Genomic DNA, 24,995 nt, shown 5'->3' on the forward strand with positions numbered 1-24,995 from the left:
GCCGGATCCGATCAGCCCTGATCGGAGGGTGGCTGGCGCTCGCGCGTGGCTTTCCCGGCACGGCGCAGGGGCTGCGCCGCATTCGCGGCTTCGGTGCGGGCCATTTCCAGAAAATAGCTGAGCAAGGGCAGATCGGCCCGGCGCGCCATCATGCTCAGTTCCGCAGTGAGCGCCGCGATATAGCGTGCGGTTTCGAGTTGATCCGGCCCCTCGGACGGCGCTTGCCGCGCCGTCTTGTCCGAATCCTGATTCTTGCGCTTTGGCAAAGGCATGCATGACCCCGAGGCTCGAACCACCGGCAGCGCGGCATGCGCGTGACCGGTCGTTTTGCAACCTATATTAGATGCAAATCAATTTACATCAAAAAGTTGCATCGTGTCGACGGTTTTTCGCGCGGTTGTGCAAAATTCTGAATTGTGCGTGTACGGCTGTCAGGCGATCAGAAGTGTTATCATAATCGGCATCGTCAAGATCGCCAGAAGTGTTTGCAGCGTGATGATCTCCGCCATCAAGGGCGCGTCGCCCCCCATCTGCTTTGCGAGAATATAGCCGCCGCTGGCCGTGGGCACGGTGGTGGCGATGGCGACGATGGCGAGATCGTCGCCGCTTACGCCGGCCAGCCGCGCGATGGTGATCGCGATCACGGGCAGGAGGAACAGCTTCAGCCCGATCGAGAGCCAGTGCGGCGCCCGCGGGCGGGCCAGGCGACGCATGTCGAGCCCGGCCCCGACCACCAGCAGGCCGGCTGCGAGCGCTGCATCACCGAGTATGCCGATGGTGCTTCCAATGAAGTCGGGAATCGGCAGGCCGGTCACATTGAGCACGATCCCCGTGACCGACGACCAGATGAACGGGTTGGTCACGATCGTGCGTGCGATCATGGCCGGGCTCTGTGGCGTGCCGGAGGCGTAGCGTACGAGCACGCCGATGGCGAGCAGGTTGAGCAACGGAATCATCGCCGCTACCGCGACCGCCATCAGCGCGAGCCCGATCTCGCCATACATCGCCCCAGCCACGGCAAGCCCCACGAAGGTGTTCCAGCGCGTGCAGCCTTGAAACAGCGAGGTGAAGGCCGGCCCGTCGATGCGCAGACGCGCGAGCAGGGCGCTGCGCAGGGCGAGCAGCAGCGAGGCGATCAGCAGGATCGCGGCGATCATCGCTCCGCCCATGCCGAGCACCGGCACTTCCGACAGGTCCGCCCGCGCGAGTGTGTTGATGATGATGGCGGGAAAGAAGATGACATAGGTGATCCGTTCGATCCCCGGCCAGTGGCGCTCCTCCACGAAACCGCTCACGCGCGCGGCCCAGCCGGCAATGATCACCAGGAATACCGGGACAAGCGAAGCGAGAACGGAACCCATGAAGCTGTCGGCCTTTTGAAATCGCACGATGCAGATATGCAGCGGCACAGTTCGCCGCAGGCGCAGGCGCTGTCAATGCGCGTTTCGCGATGTGCGATTCGGGGTTCGCGCGTGTCTTTGGGCGGGTAAGGTATCGCCAGGGAGATCATCCGATGGAGCAAGCCACCTCTCTCGCACGCTTTCTCGAGGCGCAGAAGAATGTCTTCGAAACCGCCTGTGCCGAGCTGGAAGCCGGATGCAAGCGCACGCACTGGATGTGGTTCGTGTTTCCGCAATTGCGGGGTCTCGGGCGCAGCCAAACGGCGCATTTCTACGGTATAGCAAATCCGGACGAGGCGCGTGCCTATCTCGCCGACCCGGTGCTCGGGGCGCGCCTGCGCCACTGCGTGAGGCTTCTGCTGCGGCATCGCGACAAGCCGATCCGCGCCATACTCGGCTCCCCCGATGATCAAAAGTCACGCTCCCGCCTGACCCTGTTCGAGGCCATCGCCGATGACCCGCGTGATCGTGCGCTTTTCGCCGAGGCGCTCGATGTGTTTCATGGCGGCGCGCGCGATTCCCGCACGCTGGCGATGCTGGAGGGTGAGCGGGCTTGACGCCTCCTCTACCCGCCCATCAACAGCGCCGGCGGATCCTGTGGGCGGAAATCGCGGGGGCGGTTGAGGCGCACGATCGGCAGCATCTGCCACAGGCCGGCAGCGCCGATGAACAGGCCGATGGCGATCGCCGCCACTTCGCCTTCCCGCAGCGCGAAGATCACGAAATAGGCGATGGCCAGGAAGATCGCGATCGTCGTCACGATCAGCGCCCCCCAGACGAAGGGCGTGCGCCCGGCTGTGAAGCGCGCCTGCGGATTGGCTTCGGCGATGGCGGGCAACAGTGCCTTCACGAAGGCGGCATAGGCTTCTTCCTGGCGATCGGCGAAGACCATCGAGCGGAAATTTACCGAATGCAGCGACAGGTTTCCCCCGCTCGCGAGCCGCAGGCGGATGCGATAGAGCCTCTGCGCGAAGGAGCGCGGCTCGTAGGTCAGACGCGCCTCGGTGATCTGCGCAAGCGGTATCGCCTGCTCGCTGCCCAGCCGCTCGACGATCAGTCGGTTCCCGCGCAGCCGGAAAGAAACCGGCATGCTCGCCGGTCGCGGCGCGTGCAGATAATGGGGTTCGTCTGCTGAAATCTCGTCCTTGCGGGCCATGCTGCCTGTTCCGATGCGCGTCGCCGGTGATCGCAACCCCTGCTTTAGGCGCCCGGGTGCCGCTCTGGCAAGGATTTGCGCACCCGGCATGCCCGCCATCACAAGGCCTGCGGGGTGTATGTTCCGGTCAGACTTGCCAATGTTTGATTAATGTTCTATTTTGTTCTCATCAATGAAGGAGATTCGCGATGAAGCCGAATCATCTGCAACACCGTGACTGGCGCGAACGTCTCGATCAGCGCATTGCTCCGCGCCCGGCTCCCCTGGATGCGGGGATGCGGCGCGGGCGCGGCGCGCTGACGAACGAGACCGGGCGTTTCGAGCGTGTCACGCGTGAGACTTTCGACGATTCCTGGGACATTCCCGAGGAGGTCGCGCCGCTGCGCACGGAAGTGACGCATGAGCGCCCCAGGACGATCATCACGCGCAATGCCTCCCCCGATCTCGGTTTCGACCGATCGGTCAATCCGTATCGGGGTTGCGAGCATGGTTGTTTCTACTGCTTTGCGCGGCCCAGCCATGCTTATCAGGGACTGTCGGCCGGGCTCGATTTCGAGACGCGACTCTTCGCCAAGCCTGATGCACCCGCCTTGCTGGAGCGGGAACTGGCGGCGCGCGGCTACAGCCCGCGCACCATCGCCATCGGCACCAATACCGACCCGTACCAGCCGATCGAGAAGCGCATGAAGATCACGCGCGGCATTCTGGAAGTGCTCGCGCGCACGCGGCATCCGGTCGGGATCGTCACCAAATCCGGGCTCGTGACCCGCGATCTCGACATTCTCGGGCCGATGGCCGAGCAGGGCCTCGTCAAGGTGGCGATCTCGCTGACGACGCTCGATCCGCGCCTCTCGCGCAAGATGGAGCCAAGGGCGGCGGCGCCGGGCGTGCGGCTCGAGACCATCCGGCGGCTGCGTGCTGAGGGGATTCCGGTCAGCGTCCTGGTGGCGCCGGTCGTGCCGGCCATCAACGATCACGAGATCGAGCGCCTGCTCGACGCCGCCTATGAAGCCGGCGCCCGCGAGGCGGGTTACGTCATGCTGCGCCTGCCGCATGAGGTGAAGGCGCTGGCGCGCGACTGGCTCGCCGAGCATTTCCCCCAGCGCGCACAGCACGTGATGTCGCTGGTGCAGGACATGCAGGGCGGCAAGGATTACGATTCCCGCTGGGGCGTGCGCCAGAGCGGTACCGGGCCGATCGCCTGGGCGATCGGGCGGCGCTTCGAGATCGCGGCCAACCGGCTTGGTTTCAATGCGGAACGCGTGAGACTGCGCACCGATCTGTTCTGCAAGCCGGCCCGCTCGGCACCTGGCCAGCTGGCGCTGTTCTGAGCGCCATGATCCCGGCTTCCCGCAACCCGCGCCCGTCTCACTGTCCGAACACGGTGTTGAGCTGGGCGCCGACCATGACGAAGGTGGTGCGCTTGGGCACCTCCTTGAGCCGGGTGGCGCCAATATAGGTCATCATCGAACGCACGCCGCCCGTGATTTCCTGCATCGTATCATCGACCGGGCCGCGATAGGCCACCTCGACCGTCTTGCCTTCCGAGGCACGGTAATGCGCGACGCCGCCGGAATATTTCTTCATCGCGGTATCGGAGGACATGCCGTAGAAGACCATGGATTTCGCGCCGCGCTCACCGTCGATCTCATCGTAGACGATTTCGCCCTCGCATTCGTCGTGGCCCGCGAGCATGCCGCCGAGCATGACGAAATCCGCGCCGCCGCCATAGGCCTTGGCGATGTCGCCCGGTACGGTGCAGCCGCCATCGGCGCAGACCAGCCCCTTGAGTCCGTGAGCCGCATCGGCGCATTCGATCACGGCGGAGAGTTGCGGATAGCCCACCCCGGTCATCTTGCGTGTGGTACAGACCGAACCGGGGCCGATTCCCACCTTGACAATATCGGCGCCGGCGAGGACCAGCGCCTCGGTCATGTCGCCGGTCACCACATTGCCCGCCATGATCACCGCATCCGGATTCTCATCCCGCGCCTGCGCGACCATCTCGACGAATTTCTCGGTATAGCCGTTGGCGACGTCCAGGCAGATCATGCCGATCGGCGCGCGGCGCTTGACGGCGCGAAACTTCTCCCAGTCGGCCTCCGCCGTGCCGAGGGAATAAAAGGCGTGCTGCGGCTCGCCGCTTGCAAAAAAATCGACGAGCAGGTCTTCCGGATAATGCTTGTGCAAAGCCACGAGCGCGCCGTGACGTGCGAGCGCGCGGGCCATCGGTATCGTGCCCACGACATCCATATTCGCCGCGATCATCGGGAAGCCACGCCATTCCCGACCCGTATGGGCGAAACGGAAGGCGCGCTCGATCTCGACCTCGGCGCGTGAGCCGAGCGTCGAGCGCTTGGGGCGGATCAGCACGTCCTTGAAGTCGAGTTTCGGTTCGTTTTCGATGCGCATGGCGTTACTCGTCCGGTCGTTGCAGGTCGGCCCGCCGTCTTCCCCGGCGTCACAGGAATGATCCTAGCATGCCTGCGGCGGCTTATCGCAAGGGGTAACCGGGGAGGGTCATGATGCGCGCAAATGCCAGCGGCGATGCGTCATCTTCCCCTGCATGTGCGTTGCCTTATGCTGAAATCGTTCGGAGAAAGGTATCGCCATGCGCGAACTGTACCGCAAGCCACTGATCAGGCTTTTCATTCTCAACGGCGCCTTCGGTGCATTGCTCGGCGTGGCATTCGTGGTGCTGGCCCTTGCTTTCGATCTGCGCGGATTGTGGACGCTGGTCTCCAATTCCGATGTCGCGCTTCTGGCCGTGGCGATTCTGACGCTCAGCGTCTCGGCGACATTTGCCGGTGCGGCGATCGGCACTGCGGTGATGCTCCTGCCGGAGCGGGAGGAAGACGACAAGGCTTACGGCGGTGTCGATGCCGATGGGAATCCGCGACGGCCTCGCCGATGAACAGGTCGATACTTCACATTGATTGGTGGCTTCCCTAGAGGAATTTGCGATGAATCGCAATTCGGGCAGCGTGGCCGTAAGCTCCGGTAAAGCATTGATTGATAACTCGGTGGTCGGCCAATTCTCCTGCCGGGGGTTACCATGCTTGCCAGACTATCCGTTTCGCTGAAAGCGGTCGCAATCGTCTTCCTGATGGCGATCGCGACGCTCGCCATCGCCTTCACAGCCTATCAGGGTCTCGACACGCTCGCGCAGGGTGCGCAGGAAATCCATGGCAAGACCGGTGAGGTGCGCCGCGCCGGGGCGCTGAGCGAGAACGCGATCGAACTTTCGCGCGCGGAGATGGAAATCGCCTCCAACCCCTCGCGCGTGGCGATGATCATCCCTGCGATCGAGGAGGCCGACGCCGCCTTCCGCGCCGAACTCGATGCACTGACGGCGAGCGCCGATGCCGCCCAGGCCGCGCTGCTGGAAGAGGTCGCGCGGCTTTACGGTCAATACCATGAGGGTGTGCGCGAAACCATCGACATGGCCGAGACCTTCGCGACATCGGATATCGTCGAGAGCCAGCTCTACGTGCTGGGGACGATCGATCGCAATCGCAATTTCATGGCAGAGCTGCGCGAAGGTCTGGCCGCATTCACGGATCACACCGATCGCGAGAGCGCCGCAGTGGCCGACCGTGCCGGTGCTGTTGCGACGAACACGGTGTCCATGCTCGTGGCGATTGCACTTGCGGGCATCCTCGGCGGTGCGTTGGCCGGGCTCGCCATCGCCCATTTCGGCATTGCCCGTCCCCTGCATCGCAGCGTCGCGGATATCCGCCGGCTCGCTTCCGGCGAATTCGACATCGCGATTTCCGGCATGAAGCGCCGCGACGAAGTCGGTGCGATTGCCCGTGGCATCGGTGATTTCCGCGCATCCCTCGCCGCGAAGGCCGAGGCTGATCGCCGGATGGAGCAGGAGCGCGAGGCTGTGCTGGCCGTCGAGCGCCGCAAGGCGACGGAGGATCTTGCTGCGCGGTTCGAGGAAGCGGTGGGCTCCATCGTCAATGGTGTCGCGGAAGCCGCCGCCGAGCTCGAACAGGCCGCGCAGGCCCTTACCGGCGCCTCGCAGACATCGCGCGAGCGCGCCACCAGTGTCGCGGCAGCGTCTGAGCAGGCCTCGGCCAATGTCGGCATGGTCGCGGCCGCTGCCGAGGAACTGGCCTCCTCGGTGGACGAAATTGGCCGCCAGGTCAGCCAGTCCACGGAGATTTCCCGCGTGGCGCAGGATCGTGCGAGCGGCACCGTGACGCAGGTGCGCACCATGGCCGATACCGCCCAGCGCATCGGCGACATCGTCGCCCTGATCGAGCAGATCGCCGACCAGACCAACCTGCTCGCGCTCAACGCCACCATCGAGGCGGCACGGGCCGGCGAGGCCGGCAAGGGCTTCGCGGTCGTGGCGGCGGAGGTGAAGAACCTCGCCGATCAGACCGCGAAAGCGACGACGGAGATCAGCGGCCAGATCGCCGATATCCAGGCTGCCACCTCGGGCTCCGCCGAATCGATCACCGGCGTCGCCGAGACCATCTCCAGCCTCGCCGGCATTGCCGGGGCGATCGCGGCGGCGGTGGAAGAGCAGGGTTCGGCCACGCAGGAGATCGCACGTAACGTGCAGCAGGCATCGGCTGGTACGCACGAGGTCTCGCAGAGCATCGACGGGGTGCGCGCTTCCGCCGAGCACTCGAGCGATGCGGCGAATCGCGTGCAGAACTCTGCCGAGCGGCTGGCGCGCGAATCCGATTCCCTCAAGGGGGCGGTCGATGATTTTCTTCGCGCGATCGTCGGCAAGGGCGAGGCGCAGGGCGATGCCCGGGAAGGCGAATCCAGGCCGGGAACCACGGCAAAAGCCGTCTGAGCAGCTGCTGCATCCCGTCTGGCTGCCGGGTTTCCGCAAATCTGCCCCGAATTTGACACAGTCTCCCGGGGCGCTATCCTCTTGTCATGGGTGGTGACGCGTCGGACCTGATTTTGGCGCATCACCACCTTCGACGTCTCACGTAGTCGAGCGACCGTGTCCGTCGCGGTGATGATTTGCCGCGTCACCAAGACGCTTATCCAGCCGGGATTTCCGGATTCGGCTGTTGCGACGTTTGCGCGCCATCCGGCGTTCGCTCTGTCCGGCTCACGAGACACAGGATCAGACCGCCCGGCATGGATCGATGACGATCTGACGGGCAGAAGCTGACGGTAAAGAGGACGACGATGACCAGGAAGACCCCCGATACCGAGCGTCTCGATGCGAATGAGCGCGCACAACTCGCCGAACACCATCCTCAACTGCCGAAACTCGCGGATGCGCTCGGTCAGGGCAAGGCCAGCCGCCGTGAATTCCTGCGTACGGCGACGCTGCTCGGCCTCTCTGCCGGAATCGCCTACGGCATGGCTGGCAAGATCACCGGTGACGGTTTCGTGCCGCGTGCGCAGGCCCAGGACGGCACGCCGCAACGCGGCGGCGTGCTGCGCGTCTCGATGAACATCAAGGAAATCTCCGATCCCGCCACGATCGACTGGTCGGAGAAGGGCAATACCCTGCGTCACGTGCTCGAGCCGCTGGTGCGCATTTCCAGTGACAATCTTGCTGTGCCGCATCTGGCAGAGAGCTGGAGCGCGTCGGAGGATCTGCGCAGCTGGACCTTCAATCTGCGCCGCGGCGTGAAATGGTCCAATGGTGACGATTTCACCGCTGATGACGTCATCGCCAATTTCGAGCGCTGGATGGATCCGGGCGTGGGCTCGTCCAATTACGGACGCTTCTCGGCCCTGCGCGAGAGCAACGACGACGGTTCGCGCATGGCGGAAGGCGCCATCCGCAAGATCGATGACCATACGGTCGAGTTCAATCTGCGCGTGCCCTTCCTTGCCTTCCCCGAGAGCATGGGTGATTATCCCGCCCTGATCGCCCACCGCTCTTTCCAGGGCGGCAACTGGGCTGATGAGCCGATCGGTACCGGTCCGTTCGAACTCACCCGCTTCGCCGTCGGTGAACGCGCCACATTCGCGCGCCGCGAGGATGACTGGTGGGGTGGCGAGGTCTATCTCGACGGGATCGACTATATCGACCACGGCGACGACCCGGCAGCGCCCTTCGCGGCTCTGGCTTCGGATCAGGTCGATCTGCTCTACCGTTTGAATGTGGAGCAGATGCCGGCAGCCGAGAACATGCCGTCCATGGTGATCTACGAAGCGCAGACCGCGCAAACCGGTGTAGCACGCATGAAGGTCGATGAGGCGCCCTTCGACGATCCGCGTGTGCGCCGCGCGATCCAGGCCTGTGTGGATCACGACCGGCTCTTGCAGATCGCCTATCAGGGGCTCGGCGTTCCTGGTGAGGATCATCACGTCGCGCAAATCCATCCCGAATACGCCGATATCGGCGCACCGCAGCAGGATTATGATCGCGCCCGCGAATTGCTCGCCGAGGCCGGCTACGAGGACGGGCTCGAGATCACCATCGACTGCGTCGCCCAGCCGACCTGGGAGCCCAATACCTGTGAGGCGCTGGTCGAGATGTTGCGTCCTGCCGGCATCAATCTCGGCGTCAACATCATGCCGGGCGGCACCTATTGGGACCGCTGGACGACCACGCCTTTCGGCTTCACCAGCTGGACGCACCGCCCCCTCGGCACGCAGGTGCTCAGCCTCGGCTATCGCTCCGGCGTGCCGTGGAACGAATCCGGTTACGCGAATCCGGATTTTGATGCGCTGCTCGACGAGGCCGAGGCCACTCTCGATGTGGATGCCCGCCGCGAGATCATGGCGCAGCTGCAAACCATGTTGCAGGAGGATGCGGTCTTCGTGCAGCCCTACTGGCGCTCGATCCACACAGCCGGCAGCCCCCGCGTGAAGGGCTATTCCCACCATCCGGCGGAGGAACACCATTTCGAAACGGTGTGGCTCGAAGCCTGATGCGCATCTTGCAAGAAGCGCGCGATTTCCCTCCCCTCAGGGGAGGGATCAAGGGTGGGGTGGCCCCGGTGCAAAATCTTCGACGGGGGAGTGCGACGCGCGCGTTTCTCCCCACCCTCAATCCCTCCCCGCCGGGGAGGGAGGTCTGGTGCGTGCTTCATGAAGGCGGCGCTCGGGCAGCAATATCCATCAGGAAATCCCGCTCATGCTGATCTTTCTCGCAAGGCGTGCGGGATACATGATCCTGACCATGCTCGCCGTTTCCATCCTGCTGTTTCTGCTCCTCGAGGTAAACGGCGAGGCGGTCGCGGTGAAGGTGCTGGGGCCGTACACGACCGACGAGCAGCGCAATCTCTGGCTCGAGGCAAACGGCTATTTCCGACCCGTCTTCGTGCGTTACCTCGAATGGCTGGGCAACATGCTCACCGGCGATTTCGGCGAGTCGATCCGCTTTCGCGTGCCTGTCGCCGAGGTGTTGGTGCCGCGGCTGATCAACACTGCGATCCTGGGCGGCGTCACCTTCGCCGTGATGATTCCGCTGGCGCTGATCATGGGCATTCTGGCCGGCATGAGGGAGGGTTCGAAGCTCGATCGCTCGCTCTCCGTCACGGCGATCATCACCACCTCGATCCCGGAATTCGCCAGCGCGGTTCTGCTGACATTCCTCTTCGTCTTCTGGTTGTCCTGGCTGCCGGGCACGAGCGGCATGACGGACGGTTTCCGACCGATCGAACTGGTCTTGCCGGTGACGGTGCTGGTGCTCTACGGGTTCGGCTATATCGCGCGCATGACCCGCGCCTCCATGGCCGAGGTGATGCAGACGCCGTATATCCGCACCGCCATCCTCAAGGGCATGCCCTATCGGCAGGTGATCATGCGCCACGCCCTGCGCAACGCGCTGATCGCCCCGTTCACGGTGATCATGCTGCAGATCAACTGGCTGCTCTCGGGCGTGATCGTGGTGGAATTCTTCTTCGCCTACAAAGGTTTCGGCGCGCTGCTGCTGGAGGCCTCGCTCAATCAGGACATCTTCCTGATCCAGGCCTGCGCCATGGTTGCCGTCTTCGTCGCCGTGACGACGCAGACCGTCGCCGATATCGGCTATACCTGGCTCAACCCGCGCATCCGGTTCGCGTGAGGAGGATGGCATGAACGAACATCGTCCTCCGGATATCGATTCCGCCGAACCACTAAAGCCGGCGCCGCCACTCTTGGCTGCTGCGCGCAGCATCGTCCCGGGATTGTGGGGGGCGCTGAAGCTGCTGCGCGAGAGCACCGTCGCGATGATCGGAGCCGGCCTCGTCGGTTTCTGGGTGCTGGTGGCGATCTTCGCGCCCTGGCTCGCCCCCTACGATCCCAATGCCCAGGTGCTGCCCTTTGCCACGCCGTTCACCGAACACCCGGAGGGCGGGACCTTCTGGCTCGGCGCGGATCATCTGGGTCGCGATATCCTCAGCCGCGTGATCTGGGGATCGCGCACGGTCCTGTTCTACGCCCCCTCGCCACCGCCTGCGCCTTCGCGGTCGGGATCGTGATGGGGCTGGTTGCGGGTTACAAACGCGGCTGGATCGATGACGTTCTCAGCCGTATCTCGGATATCATTCTCTCCTTTCCCATTCTCGTGCTCTATGTGGTGATCATCACCACATTCGGCGCCTCGGGATTCAACATCGTCGTGGCGGTGATCTTTGCCAGCGCGCCGGGGATCATGCGCATCGTGCGCGGCCTCGTGCTCGACCTGCGCAACCGCGATTACGTCGCCGCCGCCCAGACGCGCGGGGAATCGACCCTGCGGATCATGTTCGTGGAGATCCTGCCCAATGCGCGCGGGCCGCTGATCGTCGATGCCTGCCTGCGGCTCGGCTACACCATCATCACCATCGGCGTGCTCGGATTCCTCGGGCTTGGCCTGCCACCGCCCGATCCCGACTGGGGCGGCATGGTCAACCAGACGCGCTCGATGGCGACATTCGCGCCGCATATGACGATCTTCCCCGTCATCGCCATTTCCTCGCTGGTGCTCGGCTTCAACCTGCTCGCCGACGGTATCCGGGAGATCTCGCTCAATGACTGATGCCGGAACCGACAAGATCGAGCCCGTTCTCGCCATCGAGGGCCTGTCGATCTCGTATCGTACCCGCGCGGGAGAGATTCCCGCCGTGGCGGATTTCGATCTCACCATCGCCGCCGGCGAGAGTGTTGCGCTGGTGGGGGAGAGCGGTTGCGGCAAATCGACCGTGGCGAATGCGATCATGCGCTATATGGGGCGCAACGGGGCGATCACCGGGGGTACGATGCGCTTCAAGGGGCGCGACCTGCTCGGCATGGATGAAGCGGAACTGCGCAGCCTGCGCGGGGCCGAGATCGCGATGGTCTATCAGGAGCCCTTCGCCGCACTCAACCCGTCCATGACCATCGGCCGCCAACTCATGGAAGTGCCGATGATCCACGAGGGCGTGGGTGAGCGGGAGGCGCATGAGCGCGCCGCGCGCATGCTCAAGGACGTGCGTCTGGCCGATACCGGGCGGCTGATGGCATCCTATCCTCACCAGCTTTCGGGCGGCCAGCAGCAGCGTGTCGTCATCGCCATGGCGCTGCTCGCCAACCCCTCGCTGCTGCTCCTCGATGAGCCGACGACTGCGCTCGACGTCACGGTCGAGGCGGGGATCGTCGAACTGATCGGCGAGATCAAGCGCAAGTTCGGCACCGCGATCCTCTTCATCAGCCACAATCTCGGCCTGGTGCACGAGGTCTGTGACCGTGTCAGCGTGATGTATTCCGGCGATGTGGTGGAGGAGGGCACTGTCGGGGATGTCTTCACCCACATGCGCCATCCCTATACGCGGGGCCTGTTCGGCTGCATCCCGCTCCCCGTGGCAGGACGCGACGAGCGGCCCCTGACGGCCATATCCGGGCAGTTGCCGCAGCCCCATGAGCGCCCGCAGGGCTGCAATTTCGGTCCGCGCTGCCCCTGGTTCGAGCCGGGGACCTGCGATGTCGGCAATGTGCCGATGATCGATACGGGGATCGCCGGGGAAGCGGCCCATCGCGCCCGCTGCCTGCGCCTCGATGCCGTCGATGAAGCACCCCCGCTCATCCCCGACGCGGCGCCGGGCGCGGAGGCCGCAGCTGTGCCTGAGGGCGATGTTGTGCTCGCCGTCGAGGGGATGCAGAAATACTATCCCGTCTACGACCGTTCCATGGCCGCGCTGATTGCGGGACGCTCGGTACGCTGGGTGAAGGCCAATGAGGCGCTTGATTTCGAGGCACGCCGCGGGCAGACGGTCGCGATCGTGGGCGAGAGCGGCTGTGGCAAATCCACCTTCGCCAAAGTGCTGATGGGGCTCGAGACGGCGACCGACGGGGCCATCATCTTCGAGGGCGACGATATTGCCGAGAGCGCCGTGACGGCGCGCTCGCAAAGGCAGATCGCCGCCTTGCAGATGATCTTTCAAAATCCCAATGACACGCTCAATCCGAGCCAGAGCGTCGGTGCGCAGATCGCCCGGGTGATCCGCAAATTCGGGGTCGAGACCGACCGTGCGAAGATCCGGCAGCGCGTTTACGATCTGCTCGATCTGGTGAAGCTGCCCCGTGATTTCGCCCGCCGGATGCCGCGCCAGCTTTCCGGCGGGCAGAAGCAGCGCATCGGCATTGCCCGCGCCTTCGCCGGCAATCCGTCCATGGTGATCGCCGACGAGCCTGTCTCCGCCCTCGACGTTTCGGTCCAGGCGGCGGTGACGCGGCTGCTCACAGATATCCAGCGCGATCACGACACCACGCTGATCTTCATCAGCCACGATCTGTCGCTGGTGCGCTATCTCGCCGACCGGGTGGTGGTGATGTATCTCGGGCAGATCATGGAGCAGGGCCGCGTCGAGGACGTGTTTTCACCGCCCTATCACCCCTATACCGAGGCGCTGCTCTCCGCCGTGCCGGTGGCCGATCCGCAGATCGAGAAGACGAGGATCGTGCTCGAAGGCGCCTTGCCGAGCCCGCTGGATCCGCCGAAGGGCTGTCCCTTCGCCACGCGCTGTCAGCACAAGCTGGGCAGGATCTGTGACGACGAGCGTCCGCCGGTCCACGCGCGCGCCAACGGCCACCGCATCGCCTGCCATATTCCGCTGGACGCGCTGGAGCGGATGGAGCCGGTATTTCGAAAGGCGCAGGCCCGATCCGGGTCGCTGCGCCATGACGGAAATGATTTTGCACCGCAATAAGTGACTCTAGGGAAGTCTCTTTCTATTTTTGATTGTGTCTATATCTTTCCGTACGTAACGAATAACTTTTTTTAAGGTTTATTTGCTCTCCTGTGTGCAACCGACAAACGCCATGGGAACCGAGACTGTGCGATTCACTTCCTTTTTGCCCCGCCTGCCAAACGTCACGCGCCTCGGGTTGCGCGGGCGTATCGCTATCGGATTCGCAGCCATTCTGATACTGGCCGTGGGCATGGCCGGGTTCGCGATCTTCAATGCATTGCGGCTCGACCAGGACTTCGCCGATTACCGGACGATCGCGAATGAGACGCAGCGCGCGGAAACCCTCTCGGCGGATTTCACCCGCATGCTCGTCCTCGCGCGCGACGAACTTTCGGCGCCGGACGAGGAGCGCCGTGAGATGATCGCCGACGTGAGCCATCGCGTCCGAAGTCAGATCATGGACGCCGTGGAAGCCACATCATCTGACGAGCGCCGCGCCATGCTCACGCAGATCGTCATGACCTATGACGAGTTCGAGCGCGGGATCGATTCGCTCTTCGCCATGGATTCACAATTGCGCAGCATCGTGGCCGATGAGGTGGAGCCGGCCATGGCCGCCGTGACCGAGGCGGTCTGGCAGCTCGTCTATTCCGCTTCACTCGAGGGCGATCTCGACACCTCGAACGAAGGCTCGCGGGCGCTTCAGTTCGGCCTCGTCTCCCAGGCCGCCTTCGCGCGTTATCTGACGGGCGATGATCAGGCCCGCAACCAGGCCGAGATGACGGCCGGTCGCGCGCTCGACCTGGCGACGGAACTGCACGAAAACACGACACATGCATCGCGCAAGAACTGGCTCGCCACCATTGCCGAGAATCTCGAAATCTATCAGGCATCGATGTTGCGCGGCATGGAGGTGTCCGACGAACTCGCCGTCATGCGCGCGGATGTGCTGGGTGAAAGCGAGAAGATCATTGCCGGGCTGACCTCGGATATCGTGACGAGTGCCTCGCAGGATGCGCATGCAATCGGTGAGGGCACAGCGGCGGCTGCAATGCAGGTGGTGACGATGACCATCGCCGCCACGGCGCTGCTCGCCGTGCTCGGTATCGCCATTGCTTTCGTGATCGGGCGTTCGGTTTCCCATCCGGTCGTGGCCATGACGACTGCCATGCGCGAACTGGCCGATGGCAATACGACGATCACCGTACCCGGTCGCCAGCGTTCCGACGAGATCGGCGCCATGGCGGGCGCTGTCGAGATTTTCCGCCAGAACGCCATCGAGCGCGAGCGCCTCACCTCGGAGAGCGAGAAGGAGCAATTGGAGCGGGCGGAGCGCCAGCGCGCGGTGGAGACGCTGATCGCGGAGTTCCGCGACTCCGTCGGCGCCATGCTGGAAGGCGTCACCGGCAACATGCAGCAGATGCGTGACACCGCCCATAACCTCACCATGATCGCCTCGCAGACGGCGGATCTGACCGAGCAGACGGCATCCGCATCAGAGGATTCGAGCAGCAACGCCGCCACCGCAGCCGAAGCCGCCGAGAGCCTTAACGGCGCCATCAACGAGATTGCCCGCGCCGTCGGCATGACCACCGAGGTGGTCGGTCGCGCCACGCAGGCCGCTGATCACACCAATACGAAGGTGGCGAGCCTGTCCGACGCCGCGCAGCGCATCGGTGACGTGATCGGGCTGATCCAGGAGATCGCGGAGCAGACCAACCTGCTCGCGCTCAACGCCACCATCGAGGCGGCGCGCGCCGGTGAGGCCGGCAAGGGCTTCGCCGTCGTTGCGGCGGAGGTGAAGAACCTGGCCGATCAGACGGCGAAAGCGACGCAGGAAATCTCCGGGCAGATCGGCGCGATCCAGGGTTCGACCAAGGATGCCGTGTCCAATATCGAGCAGATTGCCGGGATCATGAAGGAGGTCTCGGAACACACCACCTCGATCGCCGCGGCTGTTGAGGAGCAGGGCGCCTCCACCGACGAGATCACCCGCAACGTCCAGCGCTCGGCCCAGTCGAGCCGCCAGGTCGCCGGGCATATCGAGAGCGTCAAGGCGTCGACCGGCGAGACCAACCGCTCTGCCGATTATGTTCTGCATTCCGCCGATGCCGCCACTGACGAAACGCAGAAGCTGCGCCGCGCCATCGACACATTCCTCGAACGCGTCGCAGCCGCATGACGCGTCGACCAATCACTTGGCGCGCCCGGCCTGACTCTGTCAGATCGGAACACGCTCCAGTCCTCCGTCAGCAGGAAAAGCCCCCGCTTCGTGAAGAGGCGGGGGCTTCGTCTTTCAGGTTATTGCGAAGACAGGGCCGGAGACGGACCCGTCAGCCCTGATGGGCCTTCACGTCCTGGCGCTGTTCGCCGAGACCGTCGATCCCCATGGTGACGACATCGCCGGCCTTGAGATAGCGCGGTGGCTTCATGGCGGTGCCGACGCCGGGGGGCGTGCCCGTGGTGATCACGTCGCCGGGCTCCAGGATCATGAAATGCGAGATATAGGAGACGAGCTGGGCGCAGTCGAAGATCATGGTCTTCGTCGAACCCGTCTGCATGCGCTCGCCATTGACGTCGAGCCACATGCCGAGATCCTGCACGTCGGCGATCTCGTCCGGCGTCACCAGCCAGGGGCCGAGCGGGCCGAAGGTCGGGCAGCCCTTGCCCTTCGACCAGGTACCGCCGCGCTCCATCTGGAATTCACGCTCCGACACGTCGTGGCAGATGCAGAAACCCGCGACATAAGCCAGCGCGTCATTCGCCGCCACATAGGAGGCGCGCTTGCCGATGACCATGGCAAGCTCGATCTCCCAATCCGTCTTCTGTGAGCCCTTGGGAATGACCACGTCGTCATTGGGGCCAACGATGCAGGAGGGCGCCTTGTTGAACAGGATCGGCTCGGCCGGAATCGGTGCACCCGTTTCCGCAGCGTGATCGGCGAAGTTCAGCCCGACCGCCACGAAATTGCGCGCATCCGCCACGCAGGGGCCGATTCGCGCCCCCGCCGGCACCATCGGCAACGAGGCCGGGTCGAGCGCGGCGAGTCTGGTGAGCGTCGCCGGATCGAGCGTCTTGCGCCCGATATCGTCGATATGCGCCGAAAGATCGCGCATCGCGCCCTCGGCATCGATCAGTCCCGGTTTTTCTGCGCCGGGTTCGCCGTAACGTACGAGTTTCATCTGGACCCTCTTGGTTTCCTCGCGGCGATCATGCGTGCGCGAGGCCGCGAAGACAAGGTGCGCAACAGATTGCTCCGCCGTGAGGAAATCCCATCACGCGGGGATTTCAGGCGCGCATCAGCACATAGGTGCCCGGTGCATCGCAGATCGGTTCGACCTTGCCGCCGCCCGGTTCGCGCGCGGGAACCTCGCGCGGGTCCTTTTCGCGCACCCATTCGAACCAGTGTGGCCACCAGGTGCCCGGATGCTCGGTGGCGCCGGCGATCCAGTCTTCGAGCGTTCCCACCGGCGGACCGTTGGTCCAGTGCTGGTATTTCGGTTTCGCCGGCGGGTTGACCACGCCCGCAATATGGCCGGAACCCGCGAGCACGTATTCGACCGGGCCGCCGAAACAGGCCGAGCCGACGAAGACCGATCTGGCCGGGGCGATATGATCCTCGCGCGTGGCCAGATTGTAGATCGGGATGGTCACTTTCGAGAGATCGAGCCGCACGCCTTCGAGCTCCGCGCGTCCCTGCGAGAGATTGTTCTCGAGATAGCAGTTGCGCAGATAATACGAGTGGTTTGCCGCCGGCATCCGGGTGGAATCGGAATTCCAGTAAAGCAGGTCGAAGGCAAAGGGATCCTTGCCCTTGAGATAGTTATTGACGATGTAGGGCCAGATCAGATCGTTGGGACGCAGCATGTTGAACGCAGCCGCCATGCGTCCGCCATCGAGATAGCCGCGCGCTTCCATATTCTCCTCGACAGCCCGGATCTGCTCCTCGTTGGCAAAGATCTTGAGATCACCCGCATGGGTGAAATCCACCTGCGTGGTGAACAGGGTCGCCGAGGCGATCCGGTCGTCACCCTTGGCGGCCATATAGGCCAGCGCCACCGAGAGCAGCGTGCCGCCGACGCAATAGCCGATGGCCGAGACCTGTCGCTCGCCGGTAATCGTCTCCACCTGTTCGAGCGCGGCGAAGATGCCCTCGCGCATGTAATCGGCAAAGCCCTTGTCGCGGTGGCGCTCGTCCGGATTGACCCAGGAGATGCAGAACACCGTCAGCCCCTGCGCGACCGCCCAGCGGATAAAGCTCTTGTCCGGGTTGAGATCGAGGATGTAGTACTTGTTGATCCAGGGCGGCACGATCAGGAGCGGGCGCGCGAGCACCTTCTCCGTGGTCGGCGTGTACTGGATCAGCTCGATCAGATCGTTGCGAAACACCACCTTTCCAGGGGTGTTGGCCATGTTCTCACCGACCTTGAACTTGCTGGCATCGGTCTGGCGAATCTTCAACTCGCCGTGGCCGGCCTCGATATCTTCCGCGAGCATCTTCATGCCACGCGCCAGATTGGCGCCGCTTTCGTTGAAGGTCTCGCGGATGACTTCCGGGTTGGTGGTGAGGAAATTCGAGGGCGAGAGCGCTCCGGCGAGTTGTTTCACGTAGAAACGTGCTTTCTGGCGGGTCTCGTCGTCGATATCGTCCGCCTCGTCGACCATGTCCTCGGCCCAGCGCGAGGTGGCGAGATAGGCTTGTTTGAGCATGTCGAAATAGGCGTTGGTCGACCAGTCCTCATCCTTGAAGCGCCCGTCCTTCGGATCGGCGGTGATTGCAGGCGCGACCTCCTCGCCCTGCATGCGGCGCAGCGAATTCGCCCAGATATCCATGAAGGAGAGCCCGAGGCGGCTTTGTGCCTCGACCGCCTTCTGCGGGTCGACGAGCCATTTCTCTGTGACCTGGACGAGCGTCTTGACCATGTCGCTCATCTCGTCTGCGGCGCCGACATGGCCGCGCCGTTCCTCCAGCGGCTTGAGATAGGCCGCCGTTGCCTTGCCGGCTTCCTCGTAGAACCGGGCCATGTTGCGTGTCAGCGCTTCGAGGTCGGGGGAGGCAACTGCTTGCTCGTGTGCGGCTTGCGAGCCATCTGCGGACGTCGTCTTGCGCCCGGAATCGGATTTCGCCGCTGATGCGGCCTGATCGGTACGCCTGGAGGTCGGCGCCGGGGGCGGCGTCGGATCGTTCACGGGACGTGGTGCCTTTGCGGCGACTTGTGCCGTGTCGCCGTTTGCCGTGTCGCTGAGAGATTTGTCGGCGGCCTTGCCGGGAGATTGCGCTTCTGCGCCCGGTTTGCGCGTAGCAGGGGCAGCGGGCGCCGTTCTGGCCGGTGTCCGTGTCGATGGCCGTGCGGATGACGTTTCTGCAGATGCCGTCTTTGCCGATTTCGCTGCGGGCTTCGTTCTGGGCTTCGTTGTGGGCTTGGCCGCCTTGTTCTGCGCTGCCGTCTTGCTTGCCGTTTTTGCCGATCCCGTCCCGGTTTTTGCGGTGGAAGCAGGCGGAGCGGATTTTGCCGCTTTTGCAGGCGGTGCGGCGCCATTGGCGGGTTCGTGACCCGCCGCGCCCGATATGGGCTTGCTCCGGCTCGATCGGGATTTTCCGACGTCACGGGCAGGTGCCGGGCTGTCGCTTCTGGTCGTCCGGTTGTCGGCCACGGTGCTCACTCCCCTTCCCCAGGCAGCTTTATCCTCAAAAAGGATCCGCCATTCTTTCGACATCGTAACCTGTGCGCTATGCTGTCGGCTAGACCCGGTAAAGGCGTAGTTCAGGATTACGTGTCATTCCGCTTTCGGTTCCCGGCTCGACGGAGGGTAGTGCTATGCCGGGAGGGCGCTGCCTGATCCCGTCCCGACCGGGCATCATGCATCATGTTGAGGATTACGCGACGATGACATCCGGCCCGAGCCGTCACACCCGGCCTGACAGGCCCAGGCAATCCGGGCGGATATGCCATGCCGCTGCAGCGCTCGCATGCGCCCTGGTTCTCGGCGGCTGTGCGGGGGATCTGAATCCCGTGCGTGATGTCTTCGTGGCAACCGGGGTCGGCGAGGCGGAGCGCGAGGCGCCCGAATTCATCGCCGGAACCCGTCCGGGTGAATTCGCCTATGCCCCGATCCGGTCGATCGACCGGGTGACGAATGAGCCGCGGACCGAGGAAGAGCTCGTCGAGATGGAAGACGATCTTCGCCGCCTGCAGGAGAGCCAGGCCGCGCGCGCCGCACAGACCCGCCGCATGACCCTGCTGCCTGATCCCGAGCCCGTCATCGTCGAGCCGCTGCCCGATTTCGATCCGGCGATCGAACCCGCACGTCCCTGATAACCCGCCAGAAAGCCGTGCTCTCGCCGTAATCGGCGGGCAGGCGGAAATCGCCGATGCAAGCGGGTCGGCGAGATGCTATGCAGACGGTGCCGATCTGCCCATGCGCGAATCGGATTTCGCCCGGATGCGCCCCGAACGGATACGCGATCATGAACGATTTCTACCGCACGCAACGCCTGCCGCCCTACGTCTTCGAGCCGGTCAACAAGATCAAGGCCAAGGCGCGGGCCGAGGGTGTCGACATCATCGATCTGGGCATGGGCAATCCGGATCTCGCCGCACCGGCGCATGTCGTGGCCAAGCTGGCCGAGACTGCCGGCAAGCCGCGTACCGATCGCTATTCCGCCTCCAAGGGCATTCCCGGTCTGCGCAAGGCCCAGGCCGCCTATTACGCCCGGCGCTTCGGCGTGAAGCTCGATCCGGAGACGCAGGTCGTCACCACGCTCGGCTCCAAGGAGGGCTTTGCCAACATGGCGCAGGCCATCACCGCGCCCGGTGACGTGGTGCTGGTGCCCAATCCGAGCTATCCCTTGCACAATTTCGGCTTCCTGATGGCCGGTGGCGTCGTGCGCAACGTGCCGGCGGAGCCGTCGCCCGAATTCTTCCACGCAGTCGAGCGCGCCATGCGGCTGAGCGTGCCCAAGCCGATTGCGCTCGTGGTATGCTACCCGGCCAATCCCACGGCCTGTACCGCTTCGCTCGATTTCTACCGTGATCTCGTCGCCTTCGCCAAGAAGCATGAACTGATCCTGCTCTCCGATCTCGCCTATGCCGAGGTCTATTTCGACGACAACCCCCCGCCATCGGTGCTGCAGGTGCCCGGCGCCATGGATATCGCCGCGGAATTCACCTCGCTGTCGAAGACCTATTCCATGGCCGGCTGGCGGATGGGCTTCGCTGTGGGCAACGAGCGCCTGCTCGCGGCCCTGGCGCGGGTGAAATCCTATCTCGATTACGGCGCCTTCACCCCCGTGCAGGTGGCGGCGGCGGCGGCCTTGAACGGACCCGACGACTATATCGAGGACATGCGCGCCATCTACCGCAAGCGCCGCGACGCGCTCGTCGAATCCTTCGCCAAGGCGGGCTGGCCGGTGACGCGCCCGAGCGCGTCGATGTTCTGCTGGACGCCGATCCCGGAGCGGTTCCGGCATCTGGGAAGCCTGGAATTCGCCAAGCTGCTGGTCGAGAAGGCCGGCGTCGCGGTGGCGCCGGGGATCGGCTTCGGCGAACATGGCGACGAATATGTGCGCATCGCGCTGGTCGAGAACGAGCAGCGCATCCGCCAGGCCGCCCGCAATATCCGCCGCTTCTTCGAGGATCGTGACAAGGCGCTCGACAACATTGCCCCGCAATCTGCGCCAACAGGGGCTGCTTCAGCCTGACCCGGGCAGCGCGCGCCGACAGGCCTCACCCGCGAGGCGTGCCCAGGCGAAGCCGAGCGCCCAGCCGGCCAGGACGTCGCTGGGCCAATGCACGCCGAGATGGATCCGGCTCAGGCCGATCAGCACGACGAGAAGCGCGGCGCTTCCCGCGATGAAACGCGCCGGCGCGACCTTGTCCTGCGCCGCCATCAGATCCCGCGCGATGATCGTGACCAGCGTTGCGGAGATCATCGCATGGGCGCTCGGGAAGCTGTTGGTGAAAACCTGCGTCGCGGGTTCGAACAGATCCGGTCGCGGGCGCGCGATCAGGGCCTTCAACGCCGTGTTCAGCGCTATGGCACCAAAAAGGGCGATGCCGACGCGCAAGGCCTGCGTCCCGGCACCCCGCAGCCAATGGGCCGTGATGACGAGCAGGCCGGTGCCGATCAGCACCGTCATGCTGCCCAGAGCCGAGACGTCCCTCGCCATCTCGTTGAACCAGTCGGGGCCGCGCGGCAAACCCTGCGCGTCGCGCAGCAATACCGGCAGGAACTGGTCGAATGCCAGCAGCCACGGTCGAAGTCCCGGCAGGATGAGCGCGGCAACCAGCAGCAGGAACAGGGCGAGGGCAGGAAGACTGGACCGCATCCGGTTTCACCACGATGTCGCGAGGCATGGCCTCACACTATGTTACGGTTTGTTGCAGGTGCCCTGGAACCGCCGAAACAGAAAGCCGTTATTGAGTCGGGGGATGGTTAACGCAGGTTGATCGAGGACGACATGCCGATATTGGTTCAAACGCCCGAAATCACCGAAACGGATCAGGCCGTGTTGCGCGCCGCACTCGGTCCGGCCCGCCATGTCCCGCGCGCAGCGCATGACATGCGCGCTGCGGCGCGTCGGCTCGCGCAGGAGGGGCGGCAAGGTTCCGCACAGGGTTGCGCCTTGAAGCCTGATCAAGGCGCCTTCAGTGCCGGGGCGCGCGCTCATCAGGATCGCTTCTGCCGCTTTCCCGGCTGAACTGTTTCCGGCTCATTCAAGCGTTTCGATATAGGCGATCAGCGCACGGATCTCGTTATGGGTGAGTTGAAGATCCGGCATTGGCGGGTGCGGTGAACGCAGGAAAGCGCCCAGATTTTCCGCTGTGAGATCGTCGCGCTGCGCGATCTGCATGAAGCTCGCCATCTGGTCGCTCGCGACATCCTGCCCCGGCCCGACCAGATGACAGGAGGCGCACCAGCGTTCGGCGATGACTTCGCCCTGCAGGGCATCGGCCATGGCCGGCATGCTGGCGGTGACGAGCAGGGCGGACGCGGCGAGCGTGCCGTAGAGCGCCTGCATCATCCGGGCTTTCCGGCCTTCGTCATGAACCTGCATGGAGCACTCCTTTTGCGATCGCGACGTGAGCCGGCACCCGACCGGCGAATCATCCGCCAGCCTAGTACTACAGTTGCTTTTTATTCTTCCTGCGTCGTTTCCTGTGGCTGATGGCCGCCTGTTTTTGATGCTGCCTTCGCCAGAGGGACCATGCCCATATGAATGCGGTGGCGATAGGTTCGGTCAGGATGAGGCGTGCGATCAGGCGGCGGATTTCCGAGGTGGACATCAGCCCGGCAATGGCGCCGGTCATGCGGCTGTTCGGTCCGGACTCGTTTTGTCCCGTTTGCTCTCAGCATCGGTGGCGTAGGCGGTCTTTCGTTGTTCTGCGGCGATCTGTGCGAGGACCAGGGCTGCGGCCATGACGAGGGCCATGTGTCGGTGCCAACCATGCCAGGAGCGGGCCTCGCAATGATCGAGGCCAAGATCGTCCTTGGCACGCAGGAAGCATTCCTCGATGGTCCATCGCAACCCGGCAGCGCCTGCCATGTCGGCAAGGCTCGTTCCCTCTCGGACGAAAGCGAAGTAGTAGGCGATTTCATCGCGATTGCGCAGATTACGGCGCATGAGAAGCCACCTCTCGAACCCCTCCGGCGTGGCCCAGCCCAATGAGACCCGTGCCCAATGATACAAACGGGGGCCCTTGGCACCTTCGCCCGCACTGAGCGCCGTCCAGGCTTTCTTGGGAAGTTCCGCCGCAATCGTTGCCGGATCTGTCTGGATCAGGCCCCAGTCGGCCTGCAGGAAGCGCAGGTGTTGGTTGGATCGGACCGCGAGAACATACGGCTGCCCGCGATCCTCCAGCATTCGGCGAAGCGTGTAATCGCTTCCATAGACTGAATCGGCGAGTACGAACGCACATTGCAGGCCGCTATCGAGAGCGCTTGCGATCATCTCGCGGGCGATGGCCGGCTTCGTGGAGAAGGCAATGTCGTCGGGAATCCCGACACGCCGACGACGCTCGATATCCTCCGCCCAAGCCTTCGGCAGATACAGCCGCCGGTCGATCAATGTCTGGCCGTAGCGGCTGGCATAGGCGCAGAAAACGCCGATCTGGCAGTTCTCGATCCGGCCGGCAGTTCCGGAATACTGACGCGCCACCCCGACCGAGCGATCGCCCTTCTTCACGAAACCGGTCTCATCGATGACCAGAACGCCGTTGTCCCCCAACGCATCGACTGCCTGATCGCGGATGAGGGTGCAAAGCTGATCACTGTCCCAACTGCTTCGACCGAGAAGGGACTGGATCCGGTAGGGACGCTGAAGACCCGCCTGCTCCGCCAGCATCCAGCCCGTCTTGCGTTCGACACCGGACAGCACACCATCAATGAAGGCCCCTGCCGATCGCCATGTTTCCACACGCGGAAAAATCGGCGCCAGCGCTTGCTTGAAAGCCACCAACGCCGCCGCCCAGTTCACCGATGTTCCAGACCAGTCCGAAATACCCATGCCCGAACCTCCTTGATTCGGACACAGAATCAGAATGCAAAGGAATACGCAACTGTAGTACTAGCGGCGACCTAACGGCCTGCAAACCGCGAACCGGGTTCATGCCGGGTGACGGGCGAAGTTTATGCGTTCTTCTTTACCATCTGGCAAAGTCGAAGCCGTATCGTGCAATGTGTTTTGCGTAGACAAGGGTGTGTGACCCGGCATGATCGCCACACCGACTTTCCCCGATCTCGCCGCGCTCGTCGTCGATGAGAGCCTCTATATCCGCCGCATCCTGCGCGACATGCTGACGCGTGTCGGGATCAAGCGCGTGCTCGAGGCGCCGGACGGGGCCGAGGCGCTCGGCGTGCTCTCGGAAAGCAAGCCCGATCTCGTCATCCTCGACTGGGATCTCGCCATTCTCTCGGGCGAGGAATTCATCCGCCTGACGCGCACGCCCACCACCTCGCCGGCACCGAGCATCCCGATCATCGTGATGATGGGCAAGCCGCGGCGCTATGTCGTCGATCGCGCCGTGTCGCTGGGCGTCAACGAGATCATCGCCAAACCGTTCTCGCCCAAGGTCCTGTGGTCGCGCCTCGACGAGGTGATCAACCGCCCGCGCCCCTATATCCAGGTCAAGGGACTGCTGCGCCCGGTGGCACGCGCGACCGATGCCCTGCCCCAGAAGGTGGCGGCCTGATCGCGGTCGCGTGCGGAACCGGGAGGGCCGTTCGCGATTTATTGTTCTTGGCATTTCGCCGGCTGCACTGTTACCATGTGGGCCAAGTTGAAGAACTCCCCCGTGACGGATGTGGAGTTCGCGAGGATGAAACCTTGGCGGTGGACACTGGTGCATTCGGCGCAGGTGCAAAGGCGGA

24 protein-coding genes are annotated in these 24,995 nt (G+C 64.1%); 13 read left to right on the top strand and 11 right to left on the bottom strand.

Annotated elements, in window-relative coordinates; translation table 11 throughout:
* Positions 1-11: 11 nt before the first annotated feature.
* Both GA0071312_RS08515 and GA0071312_RS08520 read right to left on the bottom strand, forming a co-directional pair.
* The gene (locus GA0071312_RS08515; RefSeq protein WP_074444617.1) at positions 12-272 is read right to left on the bottom strand and encodes a hypothetical protein; all 261 of its coding nucleotides are present in this window, start codon (positions 270-272) and stop codon (positions 12-14) included.
* Positions 273-431: 159 nt separating this feature from the next.
* Positions 432-1,388: an AEC family transporter gene (locus tag GA0071312_RS08520; protein WP_338056822.1), complete on the bottom strand. Its 957-nt coding sequence runs from the start codon at positions 1,386-1,388 to the stop codon at positions 432-434.
* Between the two features lie 125 nt (positions 1,389-1,513).
* On the opposite strand from GA0071312_RS08520, the gene GA0071312_RS08525 reads away from it, so the two are divergent.
* Positions 1,514-1,957 carry a DUF1810 domain-containing protein gene (locus GA0071312_RS08525; protein WP_074444618.1) on the top strand — a complete coding sequence of 148 codons (444 nt, stop codon included), beginning with the start codon at positions 1,514-1,516 and terminating at the stop codon, positions 1,955-1,957.
* 8 nt (positions 1,958-1,965) lie between these two features.
* Here GA0071312_RS08525 and GA0071312_RS08530 read toward each other — a convergent pair whose 3' ends face one another.
* A complete protein-coding gene (locus tag GA0071312_RS08530; RefSeq protein WP_165603994.1) occupies positions 1,966-2,490 on the bottom strand; it encodes a hypothetical protein in 525 nt (174 codons plus the stop codon).
* Between the two features lie 341 nt (positions 2,491-2,831).
* Here GA0071312_RS08530 and GA0071312_RS08535 point away from each other — a divergent pair, with 341 nt between their 5' ends.
* Positions 2,832-3,887 carry a PA0069 family radical SAM protein gene (locus tag GA0071312_RS08535; protein WP_074446017.1) on the top strand — a complete coding sequence of 352 codons (1,056 nt, stop codon included), beginning with the start codon at positions 2,832-2,834 and terminating at the stop codon, positions 3,885-3,887.
* 37 nt (positions 3,888-3,924) lie between these two features.
* On the opposite strand, the gene GA0071312_RS08540 is transcribed toward GA0071312_RS08535, so the two are convergent.
* The gene (locus GA0071312_RS08540) at positions 3,925-4,968 is read right to left on the bottom strand and encodes a GMP reductase (protein WP_074444620.1); all 1,044 of its coding nucleotides are present in this window, start codon (positions 4,966-4,968) and stop codon (positions 3,925-3,927) included.
* 199 nt (positions 4,969-5,167) lie between these two features.
* On the opposite strand from GA0071312_RS08540, the gene GA0071312_RS08545 reads away from it, so the two are divergent.
* The 8 genes from GA0071312_RS08545 to GA0071312_RS08575 all read left to right on the top strand — a co-directional run bounded on the left by GA0071312_RS08545 (position 5,168) and on the right by GA0071312_RS08575 (position 15,807).
* A complete protein-coding gene (locus GA0071312_RS08545; protein WP_074444621.1) occupies positions 5,168-5,470 on the top strand; it encodes a hypothetical protein in 303 nt (100 codons plus the stop codon).
* A gap of 141 nt (positions 5,471-5,611) precedes the next feature.
* On the top strand, positions 5,612-7,372 hold the full coding sequence (locus GA0071312_RS08550) for a methyl-accepting chemotaxis protein (protein ID WP_074444622.1): 1,761 nt from the start codon (positions 5,612-5,614) through the stop codon (positions 7,370-7,372).
* Positions 7,373-7,719: 347 nt separating this feature from the next.
* Positions 7,720-9,423 (top strand): ABC transporter substrate-binding protein, encoded by a 1,704-nt coding sequence (locus tag GA0071312_RS08555; RefSeq protein ID WP_083204445.1) that lies wholly within the window; start codon positions 7,720-7,722, stop codon positions 9,421-9,423.
* Between the two features lie 205 nt (positions 9,424-9,628).
* A complete protein-coding gene (locus tag GA0071312_RS08560) occupies positions 9,629-10,561 on the top strand; it encodes an ABC transporter permease (protein WP_074444623.1) in 933 nt (310 codons plus the stop codon).
* Between the two features lie 10 nt (positions 10,562-10,571).
* The gene (locus GA0071312_RS20290) at positions 10,572-10,958 is read left to right on the top strand and encodes a hypothetical protein (RefSeq protein WP_238947158.1); all 387 of its coding nucleotides are present in this window, start codon (positions 10,572-10,574) and stop codon (positions 10,956-10,958) included.
* Positions 10,958-11,497, top strand: a complete 540-nt coding sequence (locus tag GA0071312_RS20295; protein ID WP_238947159.1) for an ABC transporter permease — start codon at positions 10,958-10,960, stop codon at positions 11,495-11,497. Before GA0071312_RS20290 ends, GA0071312_RS20295 begins: the two co-directional genes overlap by 1 nt.
* On the top strand, positions 11,490-13,643 hold the full coding sequence (locus tag GA0071312_RS08570; protein ID WP_074444624.1) for a dipeptide ABC transporter ATP-binding protein: 2,154 nt from the start codon (positions 11,490-11,492) through the stop codon (positions 13,641-13,643). Before GA0071312_RS20295 ends, GA0071312_RS08570 begins: the two co-directional genes overlap by 8 nt.
* Positions 13,644-13,875: 232 nt before the next feature.
* A complete protein-coding gene (locus GA0071312_RS08575; protein ID WP_131817752.1) occupies positions 13,876-15,807 on the top strand; it encodes a methyl-accepting chemotaxis protein in 1,932 nt (643 codons plus the stop codon).
* A 151-nt stretch (positions 15,808-15,958) separates the two neighbouring features.
* Here the strand turns inward: GA0071312_RS08575 and GA0071312_RS08580 are convergent, their stop codons facing one another.
* The gene (locus GA0071312_RS08580) at positions 15,959-16,807 is read right to left on the bottom strand and encodes a fumarylacetoacetate hydrolase family protein (RefSeq protein WP_074444626.1); all 849 of its coding nucleotides are present in this window, start codon (positions 16,805-16,807) and stop codon (positions 15,959-15,961) included.
* 106 nt (positions 16,808-16,913) lie between these two features.
* Positions 16,914-18,650 carry a PHA/PHB synthase family protein gene (locus GA0071312_RS08585; RefSeq protein WP_074446019.1) on the bottom strand — a complete coding sequence of 579 codons (1,737 nt, stop codon included), beginning with the start codon at positions 18,648-18,650 and terminating at the stop codon, positions 16,914-16,916.
* 989 nt (positions 18,651-19,639) lie between these two features.
* Here GA0071312_RS08585 and GA0071312_RS08595 point away from each other — a divergent pair.
* Together GA0071312_RS08595 and GA0071312_RS08600 are read left to right on the top strand one after the other, a co-directional pair.
* A complete protein-coding gene (locus GA0071312_RS08595; RefSeq protein ID WP_131817753.1) occupies positions 19,640-19,942 on the top strand; it encodes a hypothetical protein in 303 nt (100 codons plus the stop codon).
* 152 nt (positions 19,943-20,094) lie between these two features.
* Entirely contained in the window at positions 20,095-21,327 is a 1,233-nt protein-coding gene (locus GA0071312_RS08600; protein ID WP_074444629.1) for an LL-diaminopimelate aminotransferase, read from the top strand.
* Here the strand turns inward: GA0071312_RS08600 and GA0071312_RS08605 are convergent.
* From GA0071312_RS08605 to GA0071312_RS08625, 5 genes are all read right to left on the bottom strand, one after another.
* Positions 21,319-21,954, bottom strand: a complete 636-nt coding sequence (locus tag GA0071312_RS08605) for a phosphatase PAP2 family protein (protein ID WP_074444630.1) — start codon at positions 21,952-21,954, stop codon at positions 21,319-21,321. The genes GA0071312_RS08600 and GA0071312_RS08605 overlap by 9 nt on opposite strands.
* 42 nt (positions 21,955-21,996) lie before the next feature.
* The gene (locus GA0071312_RS19650) at positions 21,997-22,296 is read right to left on the bottom strand and encodes a hypothetical protein (RefSeq protein ID WP_131817754.1); all 300 of its coding nucleotides are present in this window, start codon (positions 22,294-22,296) and stop codon (positions 21,997-21,999) included.
* Positions 22,297-22,338: 42 nt separating this feature from the next.
* Positions 22,339-22,683 (bottom strand): c-type cytochrome, encoded by a 345-nt coding sequence (locus tag GA0071312_RS08615; RefSeq protein ID WP_083204447.1) that lies wholly within the window; start codon positions 22,681-22,683, stop codon positions 22,339-22,341.
* Positions 22,684-22,750: 67 nt separating this feature from the next.
* A complete protein-coding gene (locus GA0071312_RS08620; protein WP_074443750.1) occupies positions 22,751-22,936 on the bottom strand; it encodes a hypothetical protein in 186 nt (61 codons plus the stop codon).
* The gene (locus GA0071312_RS08625; RefSeq protein WP_074443751.1) at positions 22,933-24,132 is read right to left on the bottom strand and encodes an IS701 family transposase; all 1,200 of its coding nucleotides are present in this window, start codon (positions 24,130-24,132) and stop codon (positions 22,933-22,935) included. Before GA0071312_RS08625 ends, GA0071312_RS08620 begins: the two co-directional genes overlap by 4 nt.
* A 205-nt stretch (positions 24,133-24,337) precedes the next feature.
* On the opposite strand from GA0071312_RS08625, the gene GA0071312_RS08630 reads away from it, so the two are divergent.
* Positions 24,338-24,817: a response regulator gene (locus GA0071312_RS08630; RefSeq protein WP_074444632.1), complete on the top strand. Its 480-nt coding sequence runs from the start codon at positions 24,338-24,340 to the stop codon at positions 24,815-24,817.
* Positions 24,818-24,995 lie beyond the last annotated feature (178 nt).

The sequence above is a fragment of the Saliniramus fredricksonii genome, assembly GCF_900094735.1.
In the GTDB taxonomy this organism is placed as follows: Bacteria; Pseudomonadota; Alphaproteobacteria; order Rhizobiales; family Beijerinckiaceae; genus Saliniramus; species Saliniramus fredricksonii.